Origin of the sequence: Rhodococcus sp. NPDC059969, from assembly GCF_042738325.1 — a bacterium.
In the GTDB taxonomy this organism is placed as follows: domain Bacteria; phylum Actinomycetota; class Actinomycetes; order Mycobacteriales; family Mycobacteriaceae; genus Rhodococcus_F.
Genome location: NZ_JBHWUF010000004.1, coordinates 128,761 through 144,949 on the forward strand (window position 1 = coordinate 128,761; position 16,189 = coordinate 144,949).

Consider the following 16,189-nt stretch of genomic DNA (forward strand, 5'->3'; position numbering starts at 1 on the left):
TTACCGGAAGGACGGGAACAACGTGTCCGGCCACGTGATGTCGCCGTCGTTCTCGTCCACGAAAGTGCCGACACAGTCGCGCCCCATCGCGCTGATCGCTCCCGAGATCACCTCGGGGTGCTCGAGCTCGGTCAGGTGGTCTGCTCCGGTTCCGGAACCGGGAACGCCATCGACGTACACCCGGCACTGGCCCCCGTCCAGCCGACCGTCCGCCCACTCGCCCGAGCTCTGCACCACCGAATAGTAGGCTGCGCCAGGAGTGTCCTCACCGGCATTGAGCTTGGTGAGAACTTCGGAGAACATACAGGTGTCGTAGCCGTCGGCGGGGCCCTGCACGCAGCCACCGGGGCTGCCGTACTGCGGAGCGCCAATAGCGACGTATGAATCCACGATGTCCGAGCCACCGAAGAATTTCGCGTAATACCGGGCGCTCAGTCCGCCCGCACTGTGCGCGACTACGCCGACGTATGTGGCGTCAGCAGCGTAGGTGCGAATCGACTCGGCGATCAGTTCGGCATCTTCGGCAATCGTTTTGCCGGGTGCATCGACGAAATGCGTCTCGTAGCCCGCATCCTGCAGTGCCTCGTCGAGGGCGCGGTAAGGCGCTTGATGGGCTTCACCTGAGCTGTAGAGCTGCTGGCCCGGAACGATGAAGACCACGCGCTTCCCCGCCTCGACCCATCCACCGGCTGCAGCATTGCTCGCAGAGAACACCGACGCCGCAATCGCCAGAAAAGCGGTGACGACCGATAACAGGGGCACCTTCGAGAATCGCACGTCGCAACCCTACGACGGACGCACGCAAAAAAGGACCGCCGCACTGGAATCCAGTACGGCGGTCCTTTTCTAGTAGCGGGGACAGGATTTGAACCTGCGACCTCTGGGTTATGAGCCCAGCGAGCTACCGAGCTGCTCCACCCCGCGATGCATGGACAAAGTTACACGAGCAGATGAACGGAACGCAAATCGCCTGCGCTGGAGTGAAATACACGCCTGAAAGTCGCAAATCCGAGTGACTGGCTTCACAAAATGCCCGTGAGCATCAACACATAACAGGCATGTAACGAACGTACCTCGAAACCGCATCGGAAAGGCTCTACCAGCGTAAACGTCGGAGTTCGCCAGTGGGAGCAGACCAGAAGGTCCGGAAATTTGCGAATCGACCCTCGTTCAGCGCTCCCGTACGGTCGGTCCCGGCCCGAATCAACCGGGCGAACGCCGACCCGCCGCTGCTCGACTCTGCCCCGCGGGATCGGAACCCCCGAAACCTTCGAGGGGCAGAGACACGGAGAGACAAGCGCCCGGGAAAGCCAGCACCACCGCCGACCCGCAGGCCCGCCGATGTCAGCAAGCGCGGAGAGGATTTACCCCGACATGACGTACACCAGCATCAGCAAGCGTGCACTCGGCACATTGGCAGTAGCCGGCGCACTTGTCGCAGTGCCCCTCACCATCAGCACCGGCACCGCTTCCGCAGCCACCCACAACTGGGACGGCGTCGCACAGTGCGAGAGCGGTGGCGACTGGAACATCAACACCGGCAACGGCTACTACGGCGGCCTGCAGTTCTCGCAGAGCACCTGGACCGCCAACGGTGGCAGCGGCTCGCCCGCCAACGCTTCCAAGGAAGAGCAGATCCGCGTCGCCGAGAACACCCTGCAGAGCCAGGGCCCCGGCGCATGGCCCGTCTGCGGCCAGCGTCTGACCGTCGCGAGCGAGCCCGCAGTCGAAGAAGCTCCCGCAGCAGCACCGGCTCCCGTCGCCGAGGCACCCGCAGTTGCACCCGCCCTCGAGATCCCGGCCGAGCTCAAGCCCGCCGCACAGCAGGCCTACGACACCGCTCGTGACCTCGCCGGCCAGTACGGCTTCGCAGCACAGTTCCAGCAGCTCTCCGATGCCAACGCACCGATCGTTGCAGCACTGCGCTGATTCAGCTCGCACAGTTTCACCTGAGCACACAAGAAGGCCCACCATCCGAACGGATGGTGGGCCTTCTGCTGTTCACGAACCGACGCTGTTCACGAACTGACGCTGCTTACCTCGGCAGCGCCTGGTACGCGTCAACAGCCTTCTGCAGGCGGTCGAGCGCAGCACCGTAGCTGGTGAAGTCACCGCTCTGCTGCGCCGACTTCAATGCGGCCATTGCCGAATTGACCTCGGCGAGTGCCTTCGTGACGTCGTCCGAAGAAGCCGGCGGGGCCGGTGCCGTCGGAGTTGTCGGCGTTTCCGGTTGCGCTCCGGTATCCGGATCGGGTGCCGGCTGGGTGACCGTCGCTGCCGAACCCGCGCCCGGCCAAATCTGACTGATCGCCTCGGAGACGGTCGGTGCATAACCGATCCGAATGCCGTTGGTGTCGCTGAAGCTCACCAGCACACGCGCCAACTGAGGGAACGCGTTCTGCGAGTTTCGCTGCGAATACAAGGGCTCGACGTAGAGGATTCCGCCCTCGGCAATCGGCAGAGTCAGCAGGTTTCCGTACTGAATCTTGTTCGACTGCTTGAGCAGTGACACTTCCGAAGCAACACGCGAATCCGACGTCATCGCAGACTGCGCCTGCTGTGGACCCTGAGTCTGCGTATCGGTGGGCAACTGCAGCACCGTGAACTTGCCGTAGTTCTCCTTGTCGTTCGCCACCGAAATGTAGGCCGACAGCAACTCACGACTGAACCCGACCATCGGACTGGTCAGACGGAAATCCGCTTTCGCGGTGTCCTTGTCGCCGACCAGCACGTAGTACGGCGGCTGGTTGGCGGTCGTGTCGATCGTCGGATCGCTCGGAACCGACCAGAACGCGTTGTTGGTGAAGAACTCACTCGGATCGTCGACGTGGTACTTCGCCAGCATCTCGCGCTGGACCTTGAACATGTCTTCCGGGTACCGGAAGTGCGCCTGCAGGTCGTCCGAAATTTCGCTCTTCGGCTTGACCGTGTCCGGGAAGACCCCCATCCACGCCTTCAGAACCGGATCCTGCTCGTCGACCTGGTACAGCGTGACGGTGCCGTCGTAGGCATCGACCGTGGCCTTCACGGAGTTGCGGATGTAGGAGAACTCCTGGCGTGGAATGAGGCGCCCGGTCGTCTGGTCGATACTGTCCTCGACCAAACCGTCGAGCGAACTGCGCTGCGCGTACGGGTAGTCCTGGGCAGTGGTGTAGCCGTCGATGATCCACTGCATCTTGCCGTCGACCACTGCGGGGTAAGCAGCGCCGTCAGTCGTCAGCCAAGGCGCGACCTCCTCGACCCTTTCCTTCGGATCACGCTTGAAGATGATCTTGGAGTTCGAGCCGATTGCACTCGAGAACAGGATGTTGCGCTCGGTGTACTTCGCCGCGAATGCAAGACGGTTGAACCAGTTGCCGATCGAAACGCCACCCGAGCCTGTGTAGGTGTACTTCGAGGTGTCGGTGTCGTACTCCCGCGGTCCCTCACCGTCGACGGAACCGACGATCGAGTAATCGGCGTCCGACTGACTTATCACCTCGCCGTAGTACGAACGAGGATTGTCCACCTTGAGGTTCTCGTTCTCGGGTGTGGTCGTCAGGTCGCTCACCGAGTAGATCGGGTAACCACCGGTGTTGTTCTGACTGTCGCCCTGCACGGCCGTGACTTCGTTTGCCTGGGCCGCGACGAAGCCGTTGCCATGCGTGTAGACCGTGTGCTTGTTGATCCAGTCCGTCTGGTTGCCGGAAAGGTTGTTCGGCGACAGCTCACGCGCTGCGACAACGAAGTCGCGCAACTGTCCGTCTTGTTCGTAACGGTCGACGTTGAGCGTCTGCGGGAACCCGTAGAAGTTCTTGAGCTGACGCTGAGCGGTGAACGTCGGCGACAGGATCGTCGGATCCAACAATCGTGTGTTCGCGATCGTGGTCCGGTCGGCCGGAACATCCTGGGGTTGCTTGGTGCCGATGCCCGGATAGTCGACGTAGTCGACGTTCTCTTCGGTGATCCCGTACGCCTGACGGGTCGCTTCGATGTTCCGCTCGATGTACGTGCTCTCCTTCTGCGCCGCATTGGGCTTGACGGAGAACTGCTCGACGATCATCGGGTAGACCGCACCGACGAGCACCGACGAGAGAACCAGGAGAGCGACTGCCATGGCCGGTATCCGAAGATCCCGCGTGAAGATCGACGCGAAGAACGCCAAGGCGCAGATGACGGCGATGGACAACAGAATGAGCTTCGCCGGCAGCACCGCATTGATGTCGGTGAAGCCCGGACCGGTGAAGGTCGGTTCCTTACGACTGCTCGACATCAACGAGTACCGATCGAACCAGTACGCAACCGCCTTGAGGAGCACAAAGGTTCCGGCGATAACAGCGAGTTGAATACGAGCGGCAGTGGTGAATGTCCCAGCGCGCCCGGCCAATTTGATTCCACCGAAAACGTAGTGGGTGATCAGATTCGCCACGAATGCCAGCAGGATCGAGACGAACAACCAGTTCAGAACGAAGCGGTAGAACGGCAGATCGAAGGTGTAGAAGCCGACGTCCAGATGGAACTGGGGATCGGTGATGCCGAACTGCTGACCGTTGAGGAACAACTGGATGGTGACCCAGTTGGCCTGCGCGATGAGACCGGACAGGATGCCGATCGCTACCGGAATGATCACGCCGAACAGACGAAGTCGCGACATGACGGTGGTGCGGTAGCGCGCGATCGGATCATTGGGTCCGGAGACCGGGACGAACACCGGACGTGCACGGTACGCGAGAAGCATCGCGAGCCACACGATGGCTCCGACGACAATTCCGACAACGAGGAAGAGAACGAATCGCGTCAGCAGAACCTTGGTGAACACACCACGGAAGCCGACTTCGCCGAACCACAACCAGTCCGTGTACATGCCGATCAGTCGCGGCCCCACGAGCAGCAAGGCCGCCACAACGACAGCCACCACCAACAAGATTCGACTGCGTCTGGACAGAGAGGGTAAACCTGCGGGGGGCCGCATGCCCACGTGCCACGCTCCAAGATTTGGCGACGCCGTGGCGTCGCAACCGATTGCATCGATCACTGCGGCCACGCCCGAGTGGACTTGGCCGTTTCCGACCACTCTACGTAACAACGGTCACGGGTTGACAACACGGAGAGCGGGAAGCCAGGCAGAAGATGCGAGGATGAACGTGTGAGTGAAGAGAATATGAGCAGATCACCGAGTGCCCTCGCCCGGTGCGTTCATGAAGTAGTCGACCACATCGACGCCGAAGGCTGGGATCAACCGCCGAAGCTGTACGCGTTGGTACCCACCGAAATGCTCGCCGCAGCCGAACCCGGACTGCTGGACCAACTCGCCGAGGGTGCCGAATACACACCGATCGAGCAGGAATCGCTCCCCGAGGACATCATCGGCGGTTCACGCGCACTCGACGAGTTCCTGGCAACGACGCATTGGCCCGAGTCTGTCCAGGGTTGCATCCTGGTGCAGGAAATCGTCGTCCTACCGCCCGAGGCGGAATCGGATCTCGACCACGCCACAGCGCCGGTGTTGACCGATCAGCACGCGGCGGACGAGGTCGCTCGACTGACTGCCAACGCGCATCCCGATCGACGCGAAGCTCGACTGTTCGTCGGCGTGCTGCGTGACGGTCCGTCGCTGTCGCTGTTGCAGATGCGTCCCGACGAGGATGCGGATCCATACGGCGACCTGGAACTGCTCACCTACGACGGTCTCGCACCTCACCTCGTGCACGCGCTGTACGCGACGCTCGACGAGGTCGAAGAAGACTGACAGAGACTGCTTTCAGCAGCGGGGTGCGTCGCCGCCGGTGTTGAGGCTCTCGAGTGAGTCCACTGCGCCGGGCAGGTTGTCGACCTTGACGAGTCGAAGCCCGTCCGGCGCATTCTGTTTCGCCTCGTCACAATTCTGGGCCGGCACGAGGAACGTCTCCGCACCTGCTTCGGACGCGGCGATCAACTTGTACCTGATACCGCCGATCGGACCCACTTCACCGGCGGAGTCGATGGTGCCCGTTCCGGCCACGAACTTTCCGCCGTTGAGCTCCCCCGGTGTCAGTTTGTCCACCAAGGCCAGCGTGAACATCAGTCCGGCAGAAGGACCACCGATGTCGGCGAGGTTGAACTGCACGGTGAAGGGGACGTCCGGGACCTCGTTCGGCGTGACGCCGAGGTAACCCGATTCGGGCTTGTTGGGCCGCGCCCCGACGGTGACCGGCACAACGGTCTCCACGCCCGCGCGAATGACGGTGACGTTGATCGCAGTGCCGGGAGCAATCGCCCCGACCGTGTCCTGAACGCCGCTGATCGTGGTGACCGGAGTGTCACCGATCTTGACCAGGACATCACCTTCTTGCAGCGCACCCGCTGCGGGACCGTCGGGGGTCACCTTCGAAACAGTCAGTGCCACCGGCTTGCCGAGAAAGTGGAGTGCGGCCAACTCGGCACTGTCCTCGGACTGCTGGAAGTCGGCGGTGTTGGCCTGCTGGATCTCTTCCTTCGACTTCTCGGGCGGATAGATCTCCGAGCGCGGGACGAGTCCGTTGCTGCCACTCGCCCACAGTCCGAATGCCTCGAAGATGTTGAGGCCGTCGCGAACAGACACCGTTGTCATGTTGAGGTTGCCGTCGGTGGGATCGACCTCGGCCCCCTGGATGTCGACAACGGGCTTACCGTCGACGTCGCCGAGCGTGTTGAAGGTGGGGCCCGGACCGAGCGCGACATAAGGAACAGTGACCATTGTTCCGACGACTCCCAACACGACGATGGGTGCGAGTGCGGCCAAGAGCGTCACTATCCGTCGATTCACCTGATCCAGAGTAAAGCGCGAAGGCGCCGGAGCACCGATCGCACCGCCTGAGCGCCGTGCGTGTTCGCCGTCAGCGTGACTCGGAGGGCGACTCCGACCGCTCGAGCCTTGTACCGTTGAGGTATGAGCAATATGCCGTTCGGCTTCTCCAACTCCGACGACGATCCCGATCGCGACAAGAACGCGGCGGGTGGCAATCCGTTTGGGGGTGGTGACATGCCGTTCGGGTTCGGCGCGGGCGGTGAGGGATTCGATCCGGCTCAACTCGGCCAGATGCTCACCCAGTTCGGTCAGATGCTGAGCGGAATGGGCTCGTCGATGGGCCAGGCCGGTACGTCCGGCCCGGTGAACTACGACATCGCCAAGAAGCTGGCACGCCAACAGATCGGGTCGGTCACACCGATCACCGAAGGCAATGTCAAGGCGATCGCCGACGCAGCGCATCTGGCAGAGATGTGGCTGGACGCCGCGACAACGCTCCCCGCCGGAGCGAGCCGCACCCTCGCCTGGACTCCGAACGACTGGCTCGACAACACGATCGACACGTGGAAACGACTCTGTGATCCGGTAGCCGAGAAGGTAGCTGGAATGTGGGTCCAGGGACTTCCCGCGGAAGCACAGCAGATGGCGGGCCCGATGCTGGGCATGCTAGGCCAGATGGGCGGACTCGCGTTCGGCTCGCAATTGGGCCAGGCACTGGGTCAATTGTCCACCGAGGTGCTCTCCTCCACAGACATCGGCTTGCCCCTCGGACCCGAAGGCACCGCGGCCCTTCTCCCCGCTGCGGTTCAGGCTTTCAGTGAGGGTCTCGAACAGCCGCATCAGGAAGTTCTCGTGTTCCTCGCCGCGCGGGAAGCAGCTCATCAGCGCCTCTACAGTCACGTTCCGTGGCTGCGCCAGCGCGTCCTCGCGACAGTCGAGGAGTACGCCCGCGGGATCACGATGGACTTCTCGGCGATGGAAGAATTCGCCAAGGACCTCGACCCGTCTGCTCTCACCGATCCGAGCAAGCTCGAAGCGCTGATGCAGCAGGGCACGTTCGAGCCGCAGAACACACCGGAGCAGAAGGCCGCTCTCGAGCGGCTCGAGACACTGCTTGCGCTGGTCGAGGGTTGGGTAGAGACGGTCGTCACCGCCGCACTCGGCGAGCGACTGCCCGGTGTCGCCGCGATGAGCGAGACGTTGCGGCGTCGCCGTGCCACCGGTGGACCGGCCGAACAGACCTTTGCGACGCTCGTCGGACTGGAACTTCGTCCTCGTAAGGTCCGTGAAGCGGCCGGATTGTGGCAGAAGCTCACTGCGGAAGCCGGTATGGATACTCGGGACGGCGTCTGGTCACATCCCGACCTCATGCCCGATTCGAGCGATCTCGACGCACCGGACGGATTTGTCGCCCGTGTCCTCGGCGGCGGCGAAGCCGGCAATTTCGACGACCCGATCGCCCAGCTCGAAGCCGTCGAGGCAAAAGAGCGTGCGGCTGAGGCAGCGATGGACAAGACCCGCGAGGACGACGAAGAGAAGTAATTCCTTCTCGACACATTTTCGCAGTTCAGCCAAGTTGACGGCCTGTGGATAACTGCCGCTGAAGCGGACTCGCCGGCCGCCCGTCATGCCAGCATCGAGCGATGACCGGTGACACGCAGAACAGCGCGATACACAACAGCACGACACAGAACACACAGCGATCCGTGGGACCCCGATGGGATCCGCGGATCGCTGTTCTGTCACGCCCGGACGGTCGGTTGCAGCTGGGATGGACACCCGGACGCGCCGTCCTGCTGACGCTGCCTGTCGGGGTCGATGCGCGGGCGGTGAAGTCGATCCTTCGCACGATGGACGGCTCGAGATCCCGCGCCACCATCCTCTGGGAAGCGTCGAAGCGCGGGATTTCGACGTCGGTGACGGAGGCGTTGCTCGAGCAACTCGCCGATTCCGGATTCGTCCACACTGCCGGCACAAGCGCCGCGTCCGTCCGGATCCACGGCGCCGGCCCGCTCTCGGACGCCGTCGACCGCGCCCTCGTCACCGGCGGGATCACCACGCGACGTTCGCGCGGGTATCGCAATACCGACGTCGTGCGCACGTGGAACGAACAACTGGTGGTCTTGGCCGACGACGTCGTCACAGATCCTCGCTTGGTCAGCGATCTCGTTCGATGCGGACTCCCCCATCTTTCCGTTCGCATCCGGGACGGCAACGGTGTGGTCGGTCCTCTAGTCCTGCCGGGTCAGTCGAGTTGCCTGCGGTGCGCCGACATCATCCGATCCGAACTCGACCCTCATTGGCTTCATCTGTCCGCGCAGCTACTCGGCAGCGCGGGCCACGCGGAATCGGCGATGATCCATGCAAGCGTCGCGCTGGCCCTGGCCGAGATCGACGCGGCTCTCGGTGTGGTGGCCCGGCGCGGTGCAACATCCGCAGCCAGTCTGTCCTCGACGCTCGAGATCGCGCTCCGTCCGTATCGAATCACAACGAGGCGCTGGCCTCGGCAAATATCCTGCAGTTGCCAATACCTGGCACCTGTTTCGGGCAAAGGGCGCCCCAGTCAGACATGATGGTGTGGTGTCCGAGATCCCACGCAAGAGTTCTGCCCGTACTGCCAAACTCGCGAGCATCCCCCTGGGGATGGCCGGTCGCGCCGCCATGGGCTTCGGACGCAAGCTCGCCGGCGGCGACAAAGGAGAGATCGACGCACAGTTGAGCGCGAAGGCTGCCGAGCAATTGTTCGCGGTGCTGGGCGAACTCAAGGGCGGCGCGATGAAGCTGGGGCAAGCGCTCAGCGTCATGGAGGCGGCTATTCCGGAGGAATTCGCGGAACCGTACCGCGAGTCGCTGAACAAGCTCCAGGCCGCTGCCCCGCCGCTGCCGACCAAGCAAGTACACAAGATGCTCGACCAGCAACTCGGAACCAAGTGGCGCGATCGATTCCAGTCGTTCGACGACGAACCGACCGCGTCGGCAAGCATCGGGCAGGTTCACCGAGCCGTCTGGGCGGACGGCCGTGACGTAGCTGTCAAAGTTCAGTACCCCGGCGCCGACGAAGCTCTTCGCGCCGATCTCAAGACCTTGGGCAGATTTGCCGGCCTGTTCGGTTCGGTCATGCCCGGTGTCGACGTGCGACCCGTGATCGAGGAGTTCACCGCCCGCACGGAGGAAGAACTCGACTATCGGATCGAGGCGAACAATCAGCGAGCATTCGCGAAAGAATTCGACGGGGATCCGCAGTTCGTGATCCCGCACGTCGTTGCGAGCGCGCCGAAAGTAGTCGTGACCGAATGGATGACGGCAACCCCGTTGACCAGAATCATCGAGAGTGGAACGCCGGATCAGCGCAATGCTGCCGGTGCGCTACTCGCCGAGTTCCACTTCGCGTCTCCGGCACGCGTCGGCTTGCTCCACTGTGATCCGCACCCCGGCAACTTCATGCTTCTCGAGGACGGCCGACTCGGCGTCATCGACTTCGGTGCTGCAGCGCCGTTCCCGAACGGACTGCCACGGGTTCTCGGCACGATGGTGCGGTTGGCGGTCGAGGAACAATTCGACGAGTTGACGGAGTTGTTGCGCGCCAACGGTTTTGTGATTCCCGGTCGCACGGTGACCGACAAGGAGATCGCAGATTACCTGCGCCCGTTCACCGACCCGATCCAGACCGAGTCATTTCACTTCACTCGGTCATGGCTGCAAAAGGCCGCCGGAACCGCCACTGACTTCAACAGTGCGCAATTCCGAACGGCCCGTGCACTCAACCTTCCGGCCGAGTATTTGATGATCTTTCGTGTTCTTCTCGGTTCGGTCGGCATATGCGCCCAGTTGGACGCATATGCCCCGTACATGGAAATCCTGACTCGTTGGTTGCCAGGGTTCGCGGAGCCGGTTCTGGATGACACCGGCTCCGCCGAATAGGACACCGGCTCCGCCGAATAGAGCTCTCACGCGCACACGAGTTGCTTGCGTGGGCGCCCCCTCGGCCTCTTGCGCGCTATGACGGCCCCCTGATCGAGGATCTCGCCTCCCCACACCCCCCAGGGCTCGGCGCGGTCGAGAGCCGCACTGAGACAACGGGAACGGATGGGGCACTGCGCGCACAGTGCCTTGGCCTGCTCGAGTTCGGCCGGAGCTTCGGCGAACCAGAGATCGGGGTTGGATGCCCGGCACGGCAGGTCGCGGCGGGTGGACGCGACCTCGATGAATGTCACTGCAGCCGAAGTGACGTCGGTGGATGTTGCTGCAGTGGTGGAGTTTTCGGATTCCACGCGGATTGTCTGGGCAGACAACTCGGTCTCCTAGTGCTCGGATGCGAAACTGTGTCGCACGATATGGGTTCGATGGGTGCGAACCTGAGCCGAGTCGGAAACCAGATCAAGAGGGGTATCCAACACAAAGGCCACGGTCCGCAGGGGCTGCGGGTCCGTGGCCGTAAGTGAACGGATGTGTCCTACCGAGAAATACCTCGATGGCTTAAGAACACGGACTCGACAGCTGCTTTCTTTGCTGCTGCTTGAGGGCGCAGGCGGAACGCATGCTGCGCCCATCCCGCTGCACGCGGCAGCATGGGGGCGGCAACAGCGAACTTTGCGCTTGCGCACGCTTCGTAAGAGATCAAGTTCGTCATTTATTTGCCACCTCCATTTCGTGTCGGTCCGGATAGTTTCTGCGCACAGGTTGCCCCGTAACACTGAAAACCAGAGTAGAGAATCTCTCGAATCTGCACAACCTATTTTTGACCTGCGGTTATGTAACTCACGGTTGTCGTTTCAGATGTGTTGTCAGATATCGAGTGTTGCTGCTCGCAGTTCACCGCGAATGACAGCAAGTACGTCTTCGCCGAAATTGTCGAGTTTCTTCGGCCCGATTCCGGGAATCGAGACCAGTCCACGATTGTCTTGTGGTCGTTGTTCGGCAATAGCCATCAGTGTGTTGTCACTGAAGACGACATAGGCCGGAACTTTGAGTTCACGGGATTTGTCCAGACGCCAGGCCTTGAGATGTTCGAGCAATTCCAGGTCGACATTGGACGGGCACTTCTCGCAGCGTCCGAGCATTGTCGCCGACGTCCCGATCAGCGGTTTACCGCATACGCGGCAGCGCGGACGCTTCTTGTTCCCCGACGACGGCGCGGCGACGCGCGAGGCAGGCGAGTCCTCCGGGATGAGTCCGTTGAGGAATCTCGACCGGCGACGGGACTTGCGTCCGCCCTCGTTGCGGGCCAGCGCCCACGACAGCTGCAGATGCTCACGAGCGCGGGTCACCCCCACGTAGAGAAGCCGACGCTCCTCCTCCACCGCTACGTCGTCGGCGCCGGAATTGGCGTCGCCGAGAACGTGTTGGATCGGCAGGGTGCCGTCGTTGAGGCCGACCAGGAACACCGCATCCCATTCGAGTCCCTTGGCCGCGTGGAGCGAAGCCAGCGTCACGCCCTGCACTGTCGGTGGGTGCCGCGCCTCGGCTCGGGCCGTGAGCTCCTGCAGGAGCCCGGTGAGCGTGAGTTCGGGTTCGTGGACGAGTTGTTCTTCGGTCAGCGCCACGAGAGCCGAGAGCGACGCCCAGCGTTCGCGTGCCTGAGTACCCGAAGGCTCCTCGTTGGTCAGGCCGAGCGGAGCGAGTACGGCGCGAACGAGTGAGACCAGCGCTTCGCCGTTGCCTGCACCTTCGGGGAGGTCGTCGCGTCCGGCAGCCTGGCGCAGCGCCGCCACTGCCTGACGGACCTCGGTACGGGTGAAGAAGCCTTCTCCACCGCGCACCTGGAACGGGATGCCGAGCTTGGTGAGCGCCTGCTCGTGTGCCTCGGACTGGGCATTGATCCGGTACAGAACAGCGATCTCGGCGGCGGGGGTGCCTGCCGCGATCAGCCGTTTGATCGCCCGCGCAACGCCGAGCGCCTCGGCCGGCTCGTCGTCGAACTCCATGAACTCCGGCTCGGGCCCCGGTGCGCGCTGGCCGATCAGCTGCAGACGCGTCCCGGCGATCCGCCCGCGCGCCGCACCGATCACGCGGTTCGCCAACGACACGACCTCAGGTGTGGAGCGGTAGTCGCGTTCGAGCCGGACGACGGTCGCCTCGGGGAATTTGCGGGAGAAGTCCAACAGGTAGTTCGGGGTGGCTCCGGTGAAGGAGTAGATGGTCTGATTCGCGTCGCCCACCACGGTCAGGTCGTCGCGGTCCCCCAGCCAGGCGTCGAGCACTCGCTGCTGAAGTGGGGTGACGTCCTGATACTCGTCCACGACGAAGCAGCGATAGCGCTCGCGGAACTCGTCGGCGACCGTCGAATGCTCTTCGAGAGCTGCCGCTGTGTGAAGTAGGAGATCGTCGAAGTCCAGGAGCATGCCGTCCTGGCCGCGTGCTTTCAGCTCTTCGTATGCCGCATAAACCTGGGCCACCTTGGTGGCGTCGACCGGTGCCTCACGGCGAATCTTGGCGATCGCCCGTGGGTAGTCCTCCGGCGCGATCAGCGAAGCCTTCGACCATTCGATCTCGCTGGCGAGGTCCCGGACGCTTTCAGTGCTGGTGGACAATCCCACCCGAGCTGCGGCGCTACTGACAACTGCGAACTTTCGGTCGAGCAGACGCCAGGGCGTGTCACCGACAACCTGCGGCCAGAAGTACTTCAGTTGCCGGAGAGCAGCGGCGTGAAAGGTTCGAGCCTGGACCTGCGGCCCACTTCCGCCGACGCCCAGTTCACGGAGACGCCCACGCATTTCCCCGGCCGCACGAGCGGTGAATGTCACGGCAAGCACCTGACCGGCCGACACATGACCGTCGGCAACCAGATGAGCGATCCGACGTGTAATGGTACGGGTTTTGCCTGTTCCAGCGCCCGCGAGGACGCACACCGGGCCGCGTGGCGCGAGCACGGCGGCCGATTGTTCTGGATCCAGTCCGGTGTCCGCAGGCATGGGCACCATCATGGCAGGACGTTCCGACACTCCAATCGCCGCGCCCGACGGTATGTGGGCAAGAGAACACGGACCGATACGGAACAACGCTCTCGGTCGTGGTGTTATATCGGCCGTGACTTCTACCGAAAACGCGCCTGCCCTGACCATCTACTCGACCACGTGGTGCGGCTACTGCCGCCGCCTCAAGACGCAGCTCAACGCGTCGGGGATCGAGTACACCGAGATCGACATCGAGAACGATCCGGCAGCAGCTGACTTTGTCGGCAGCGTCAACGGTGGCAATCACGTCGTCCCGACCGTGAAGTACGGCGACGGCAGCGTCGCGACCAACCCGTCGCTCAACCAGGTCAAGCAGGCCCTGGGTCTGTAGAACTTTTCAGGCCCCTATTTGACCCAGCCCTTATTTGACCCAGCTCTCGAGCATTCCGCGGGCGATGGAGATCGATCCGGGCAGCAGCAGCGGCGCGTCCGCTTCCGAACCCCAGTCGCCGAGTTCGAGAGCGGCGCGCACCTCGTCCTTGGTGAACCAGGTGCCCTCGGCGATCTCGCCGTCTGCGAACAGCAGCGGAGCGGCGGGATCGCCGATTGCGGCAAATCCCAACATCACCGAGCGCGGGAACGGCCAAGGCTGGCTGCCGAGGTATCGGACGCTGTGCACGTCGATACCGACCTCTTCCTTGATCTCGCGGACAACACACGTTTCGAGCGACTCCCCGGCTTCGACGAATCCCGCGAGAATCGAGAAACGCCGCTGCGGCCAGGTCGGCTGACGCGCGAGCAGAACTCGATCGCCGCCGTCGTGCACCAGGCAGATGACCGCCGGATCGGTTCGGGGAAACTCCTCGTGGCCCGTGGACGTGGAGATGCGAGACCAGCCGGACATGGTGGGCTCACTCGGTGCGCCGTCGATAGCGCTGAATCCGGCACTGTCGTGCCAGTTGAGAATCGCGACGGCACCGGTCAGCAGGCCGGCGTCCGCGTCGTCGAGTGTTCCGCCGAGCATCCGCAATTCGGACAACGTGCCCGCCAGCAGCGACACCCGCACTGCCCACACGTGGCGATTCTCGCGAATTCCCAGGAACACCGCACCGCGCACCGGTTCGGGTCCCAACTCGGTTGCCTCGGCGAAGACCAATTGACCTTCCGGCGACACCTTGACCTGCCCCCGTGAATTCACTCGTAGAAGCAGCGCATCCGTCCAGCCCGTGGTCAGTGCAGCGGCGTCCGACCGCAATTCCTCGGCGCGGCCGACGCTCGAACGTGAGAGCAGAGGTGTTTCGGTCAGCTGGAAGTCGTTCACGCTCACGACATTACTGCGCGCACGAAGCTCGGTAGCACTCAGTTCGTGACGCGGCGGATGTACAGCAGGCGATCGTTCTCCTCGACGGCGTCCACCTCGGGCGAACCGACGCGGACCAGACGACCGTCGCGAACGACGCCGAGCACGATGTCGGAGAGATGACGCGGAGAGCCACCGACCTCGTCACGCTCGACAGCACGCTCGGCGATCGCGAATCCGGCTTCCGGAGTCAGCAGGTCTTCGATCATCTCCACGACGGTCGGCGTCGTGGTCGCGATGCCGAGGAGTCGGCCGGCCGTCTCCGACGAGACGACCACCGAGTCTGCGCCGGACTGACGCAGGAGATGCGCATTGTCGGCTTCACGGATGGCTGCGGCGATCTTGGCCTTCGGCGCAATTTCCCGAGCTGTCAGCGTCACGAGCACTGCGGTGTCGTCGCGGTTGGTTGCCACGATGATCGACGACGCATTCTGCGCGCCCGCCAACCGAAGTACATCCGATTTCGTAGCCGAACCGAATACCGTCACCAACCCCTTGCTGGCAGCGGAATCCAGCACGGCCTGATCGGTGTCGACGACCACGATCTCCGACGCCGGCACACCGTCCCCGAGCATGGCTTCGATTGCCGTGCGTCCCTTGGTTCCGTATCCGACGACGACGGTGTGATTACGCACGTGCTGCCTCCAACGCTGAATTTTGAACGCCTGACGCGAACTCTCGGTCAGAGCTGAAAGTGTGGTGCCGACCAACACGATCAAGAAGAAGATTCGAAGTGGCGTGATCAACAGGACGTTGACCAGGCGCGCGGACGGCGTGAACGGGGTGATGTCGCCGTAGCCGGTGGTCGAGAGCGAAACCGTCGCATAGTAGATGCAGTCGAGCAGGGAAAGTTCGTTGTCCTGAGCGTCACGGTAGCCCGCACGATCGATGTACACGATCAACACGGCGGCGCCGAGAGCACCCAATGCGATGAGAACTCGCTTGTAGATGGCCCGAGCTGGACTGGTCTGCAGCTGGGGAATTCGCAGCACCCCGACAAGGGCGAAGTCAGGTTGATCGGTCAATGCTTCCGACCTGGTCAAACGCGCCCGGAGCTTACCGGCCATACATCGACTCTCTCACTCGAACTTACGAAATACCTACACGGACATCGGCAGGCAGCGTAACCCTCGAAGATCGACTTCGGAACTCGGGCGCCGAATAGCGGACCGGTAGTGGTGCCGTTACTGG

At 63.0% G+C, this 16,189-nt stretch carries 13 protein-coding genes and 1 tRNA gene; 6 read left to right on the forward strand and 8 right to left on the reverse strand.

What is annotated here, in order from left to right; genetic code table 11:
- Window positions 1–777, reverse strand: a complete 777-nt coding sequence (locus tag ACFWAD_RS14380; RefSeq protein WP_378544821.1) for an esterase/lipase family protein — start codon at window positions 775–777, stop codon at window positions 1–3.
- Window positions 778–850: 73 nt separating this feature from the next.
- Window positions 851–924: transfer RNA gene (locus tag ACFWAD_RS14385), tRNA-Met, on the reverse strand.
- Window positions 925–1,374: 450 nt separating this feature from the next.
- On the opposite strand from ACFWAD_RS14385, the gene ACFWAD_RS14390 reads away from it, so the two are divergent.
- Window positions 1,375–1,929 (forward strand): transglycosylase family protein, encoded by a 555-nt coding sequence (locus tag ACFWAD_RS14390; protein ID WP_347872101.1) that lies wholly within the window; start codon window positions 1,375–1,377, stop codon window positions 1,927–1,929.
- 106 nt (window positions 1,930–2,035) lie between these two features.
- Here the strand turns inward: ACFWAD_RS14390 and ACFWAD_RS14395 are convergent, their stop codons facing one another.
- Complete coding sequence (locus ACFWAD_RS14395; protein ID WP_378533989.1) at window positions 2,036–4,951, reverse strand: UPF0182 family protein; 2,916 nt, start codon at window positions 4,949–4,951, stop codon at window positions 2,036–2,038.
- A 174-nt stretch (window positions 4,952–5,125) separates the two neighbouring features.
- Between ACFWAD_RS14395 and ACFWAD_RS14400 the strand changes: the two genes are divergently transcribed.
- On the forward strand, window positions 5,126–5,728 hold the full coding sequence (locus tag ACFWAD_RS14400) for a PPA1309 family protein (protein ID WP_019747831.1): 603 nt from the start codon (window positions 5,126–5,128) through the stop codon (window positions 5,726–5,728).
- Between the two features lie 12 nt (window positions 5,729–5,740).
- Here ACFWAD_RS14400 and ACFWAD_RS14405 read toward each other — a convergent pair whose 3' ends face one another.
- On the reverse strand, window positions 5,741–6,763 hold the full coding sequence (locus ACFWAD_RS14405; protein WP_378449190.1) for a PDZ domain-containing protein: 1,023 nt from the start codon (window positions 6,761–6,763) through the stop codon (window positions 5,741–5,743).
- A 123-nt stretch (window positions 6,764–6,886) separates the two neighbouring features.
- Here ACFWAD_RS14405 and ACFWAD_RS14410 point away from each other — a divergent pair, with 123 nt between their 5' ends.
- The 3 genes from ACFWAD_RS14410 to ACFWAD_RS14420 all read left to right on the forward strand — a co-directional run bounded on the left by ACFWAD_RS14410 (window position 6,887) and on the right by ACFWAD_RS14420 (window position 10,666).
- The gene (locus tag ACFWAD_RS14410) at window positions 6,887–8,287 is read left to right on the forward strand and encodes a zinc-dependent metalloprotease (RefSeq protein ID WP_378544824.1); all 1,401 of its coding nucleotides are present in this window, start codon (window positions 6,887–6,889) and stop codon (window positions 8,285–8,287) included.
- A 101-nt stretch (window positions 8,288–8,388) separates the two neighbouring features.
- Complete coding sequence (locus ACFWAD_RS14415; RefSeq protein WP_378544827.1) at window positions 8,389–9,318, forward strand: hypothetical protein; 930 nt, start codon at window positions 8,389–8,391, stop codon at window positions 9,316–9,318.
- Between the two features lie 4 nt (window positions 9,319–9,322).
- The gene (locus tag ACFWAD_RS14420; RefSeq protein WP_378449193.1) at window positions 9,323–10,666 is read left to right on the forward strand and encodes an ABC1 kinase family protein; all 1,344 of its coding nucleotides are present in this window, start codon (window positions 9,323–9,325) and stop codon (window positions 10,664–10,666) included.
- A 26-nt stretch (window positions 10,667–10,692) separates the two neighbouring features.
- Here the strand turns inward: ACFWAD_RS14420 and ACFWAD_RS14425 are convergent, their stop codons facing one another.
- Both ACFWAD_RS14425 and ACFWAD_RS14430 read right to left on the reverse strand, forming a co-directional pair.
- The gene (locus ACFWAD_RS14425; protein WP_269590699.1) at window positions 10,693–10,959 is read right to left on the reverse strand and encodes a WhiB family transcriptional regulator; all 267 of its coding nucleotides are present in this window, start codon (window positions 10,957–10,959) and stop codon (window positions 10,693–10,695) included.
- Between the two features lie 570 nt (window positions 10,960–11,529).
- The gene (locus ACFWAD_RS14430; RefSeq protein WP_378544830.1) at window positions 11,530–13,668 is read right to left on the reverse strand and encodes an ATP-dependent DNA helicase UvrD2; all 2,139 of its coding nucleotides are present in this window, start codon (window positions 13,666–13,668) and stop codon (window positions 11,530–11,532) included.
- A 103-nt stretch (window positions 13,669–13,771) separates the two neighbouring features.
- Here ACFWAD_RS14430 and ACFWAD_RS14435 point away from each other — a divergent pair, with 103 nt between their 5' ends.
- Window positions 13,772–14,029 carry a mycoredoxin gene (locus tag ACFWAD_RS14435; protein WP_003942350.1) on the forward strand — a complete coding sequence of 86 codons (258 nt, stop codon included), beginning with the start codon at window positions 13,772–13,774 and terminating at the stop codon, window positions 14,027–14,029.
- A gap of 30 nt (window positions 14,030–14,059) precedes the next feature.
- Here ACFWAD_RS14435 and nudC read toward each other — a convergent pair whose 3' ends face one another.
- Both nudC and ACFWAD_RS14445 read right to left on the reverse strand, forming a co-directional pair.
- Window positions 14,060–14,959 carry an NAD(+) diphosphatase gene (gene nudC, locus ACFWAD_RS14440; protein WP_378534003.1) on the reverse strand — a complete coding sequence of 300 codons (900 nt, stop codon included), beginning with the start codon at window positions 14,957–14,959 and terminating at the stop codon, window positions 14,060–14,062.
- Window positions 14,960–14,997: 38 nt separating this feature from the next.
- Entirely contained in the window at window positions 14,998–16,065 is a 1,068-nt protein-coding gene (locus ACFWAD_RS14445) for a potassium channel family protein (RefSeq protein ID WP_378449194.1), read from the reverse strand.
- Window positions 16,066–16,189 lie beyond the last annotated feature (124 nt).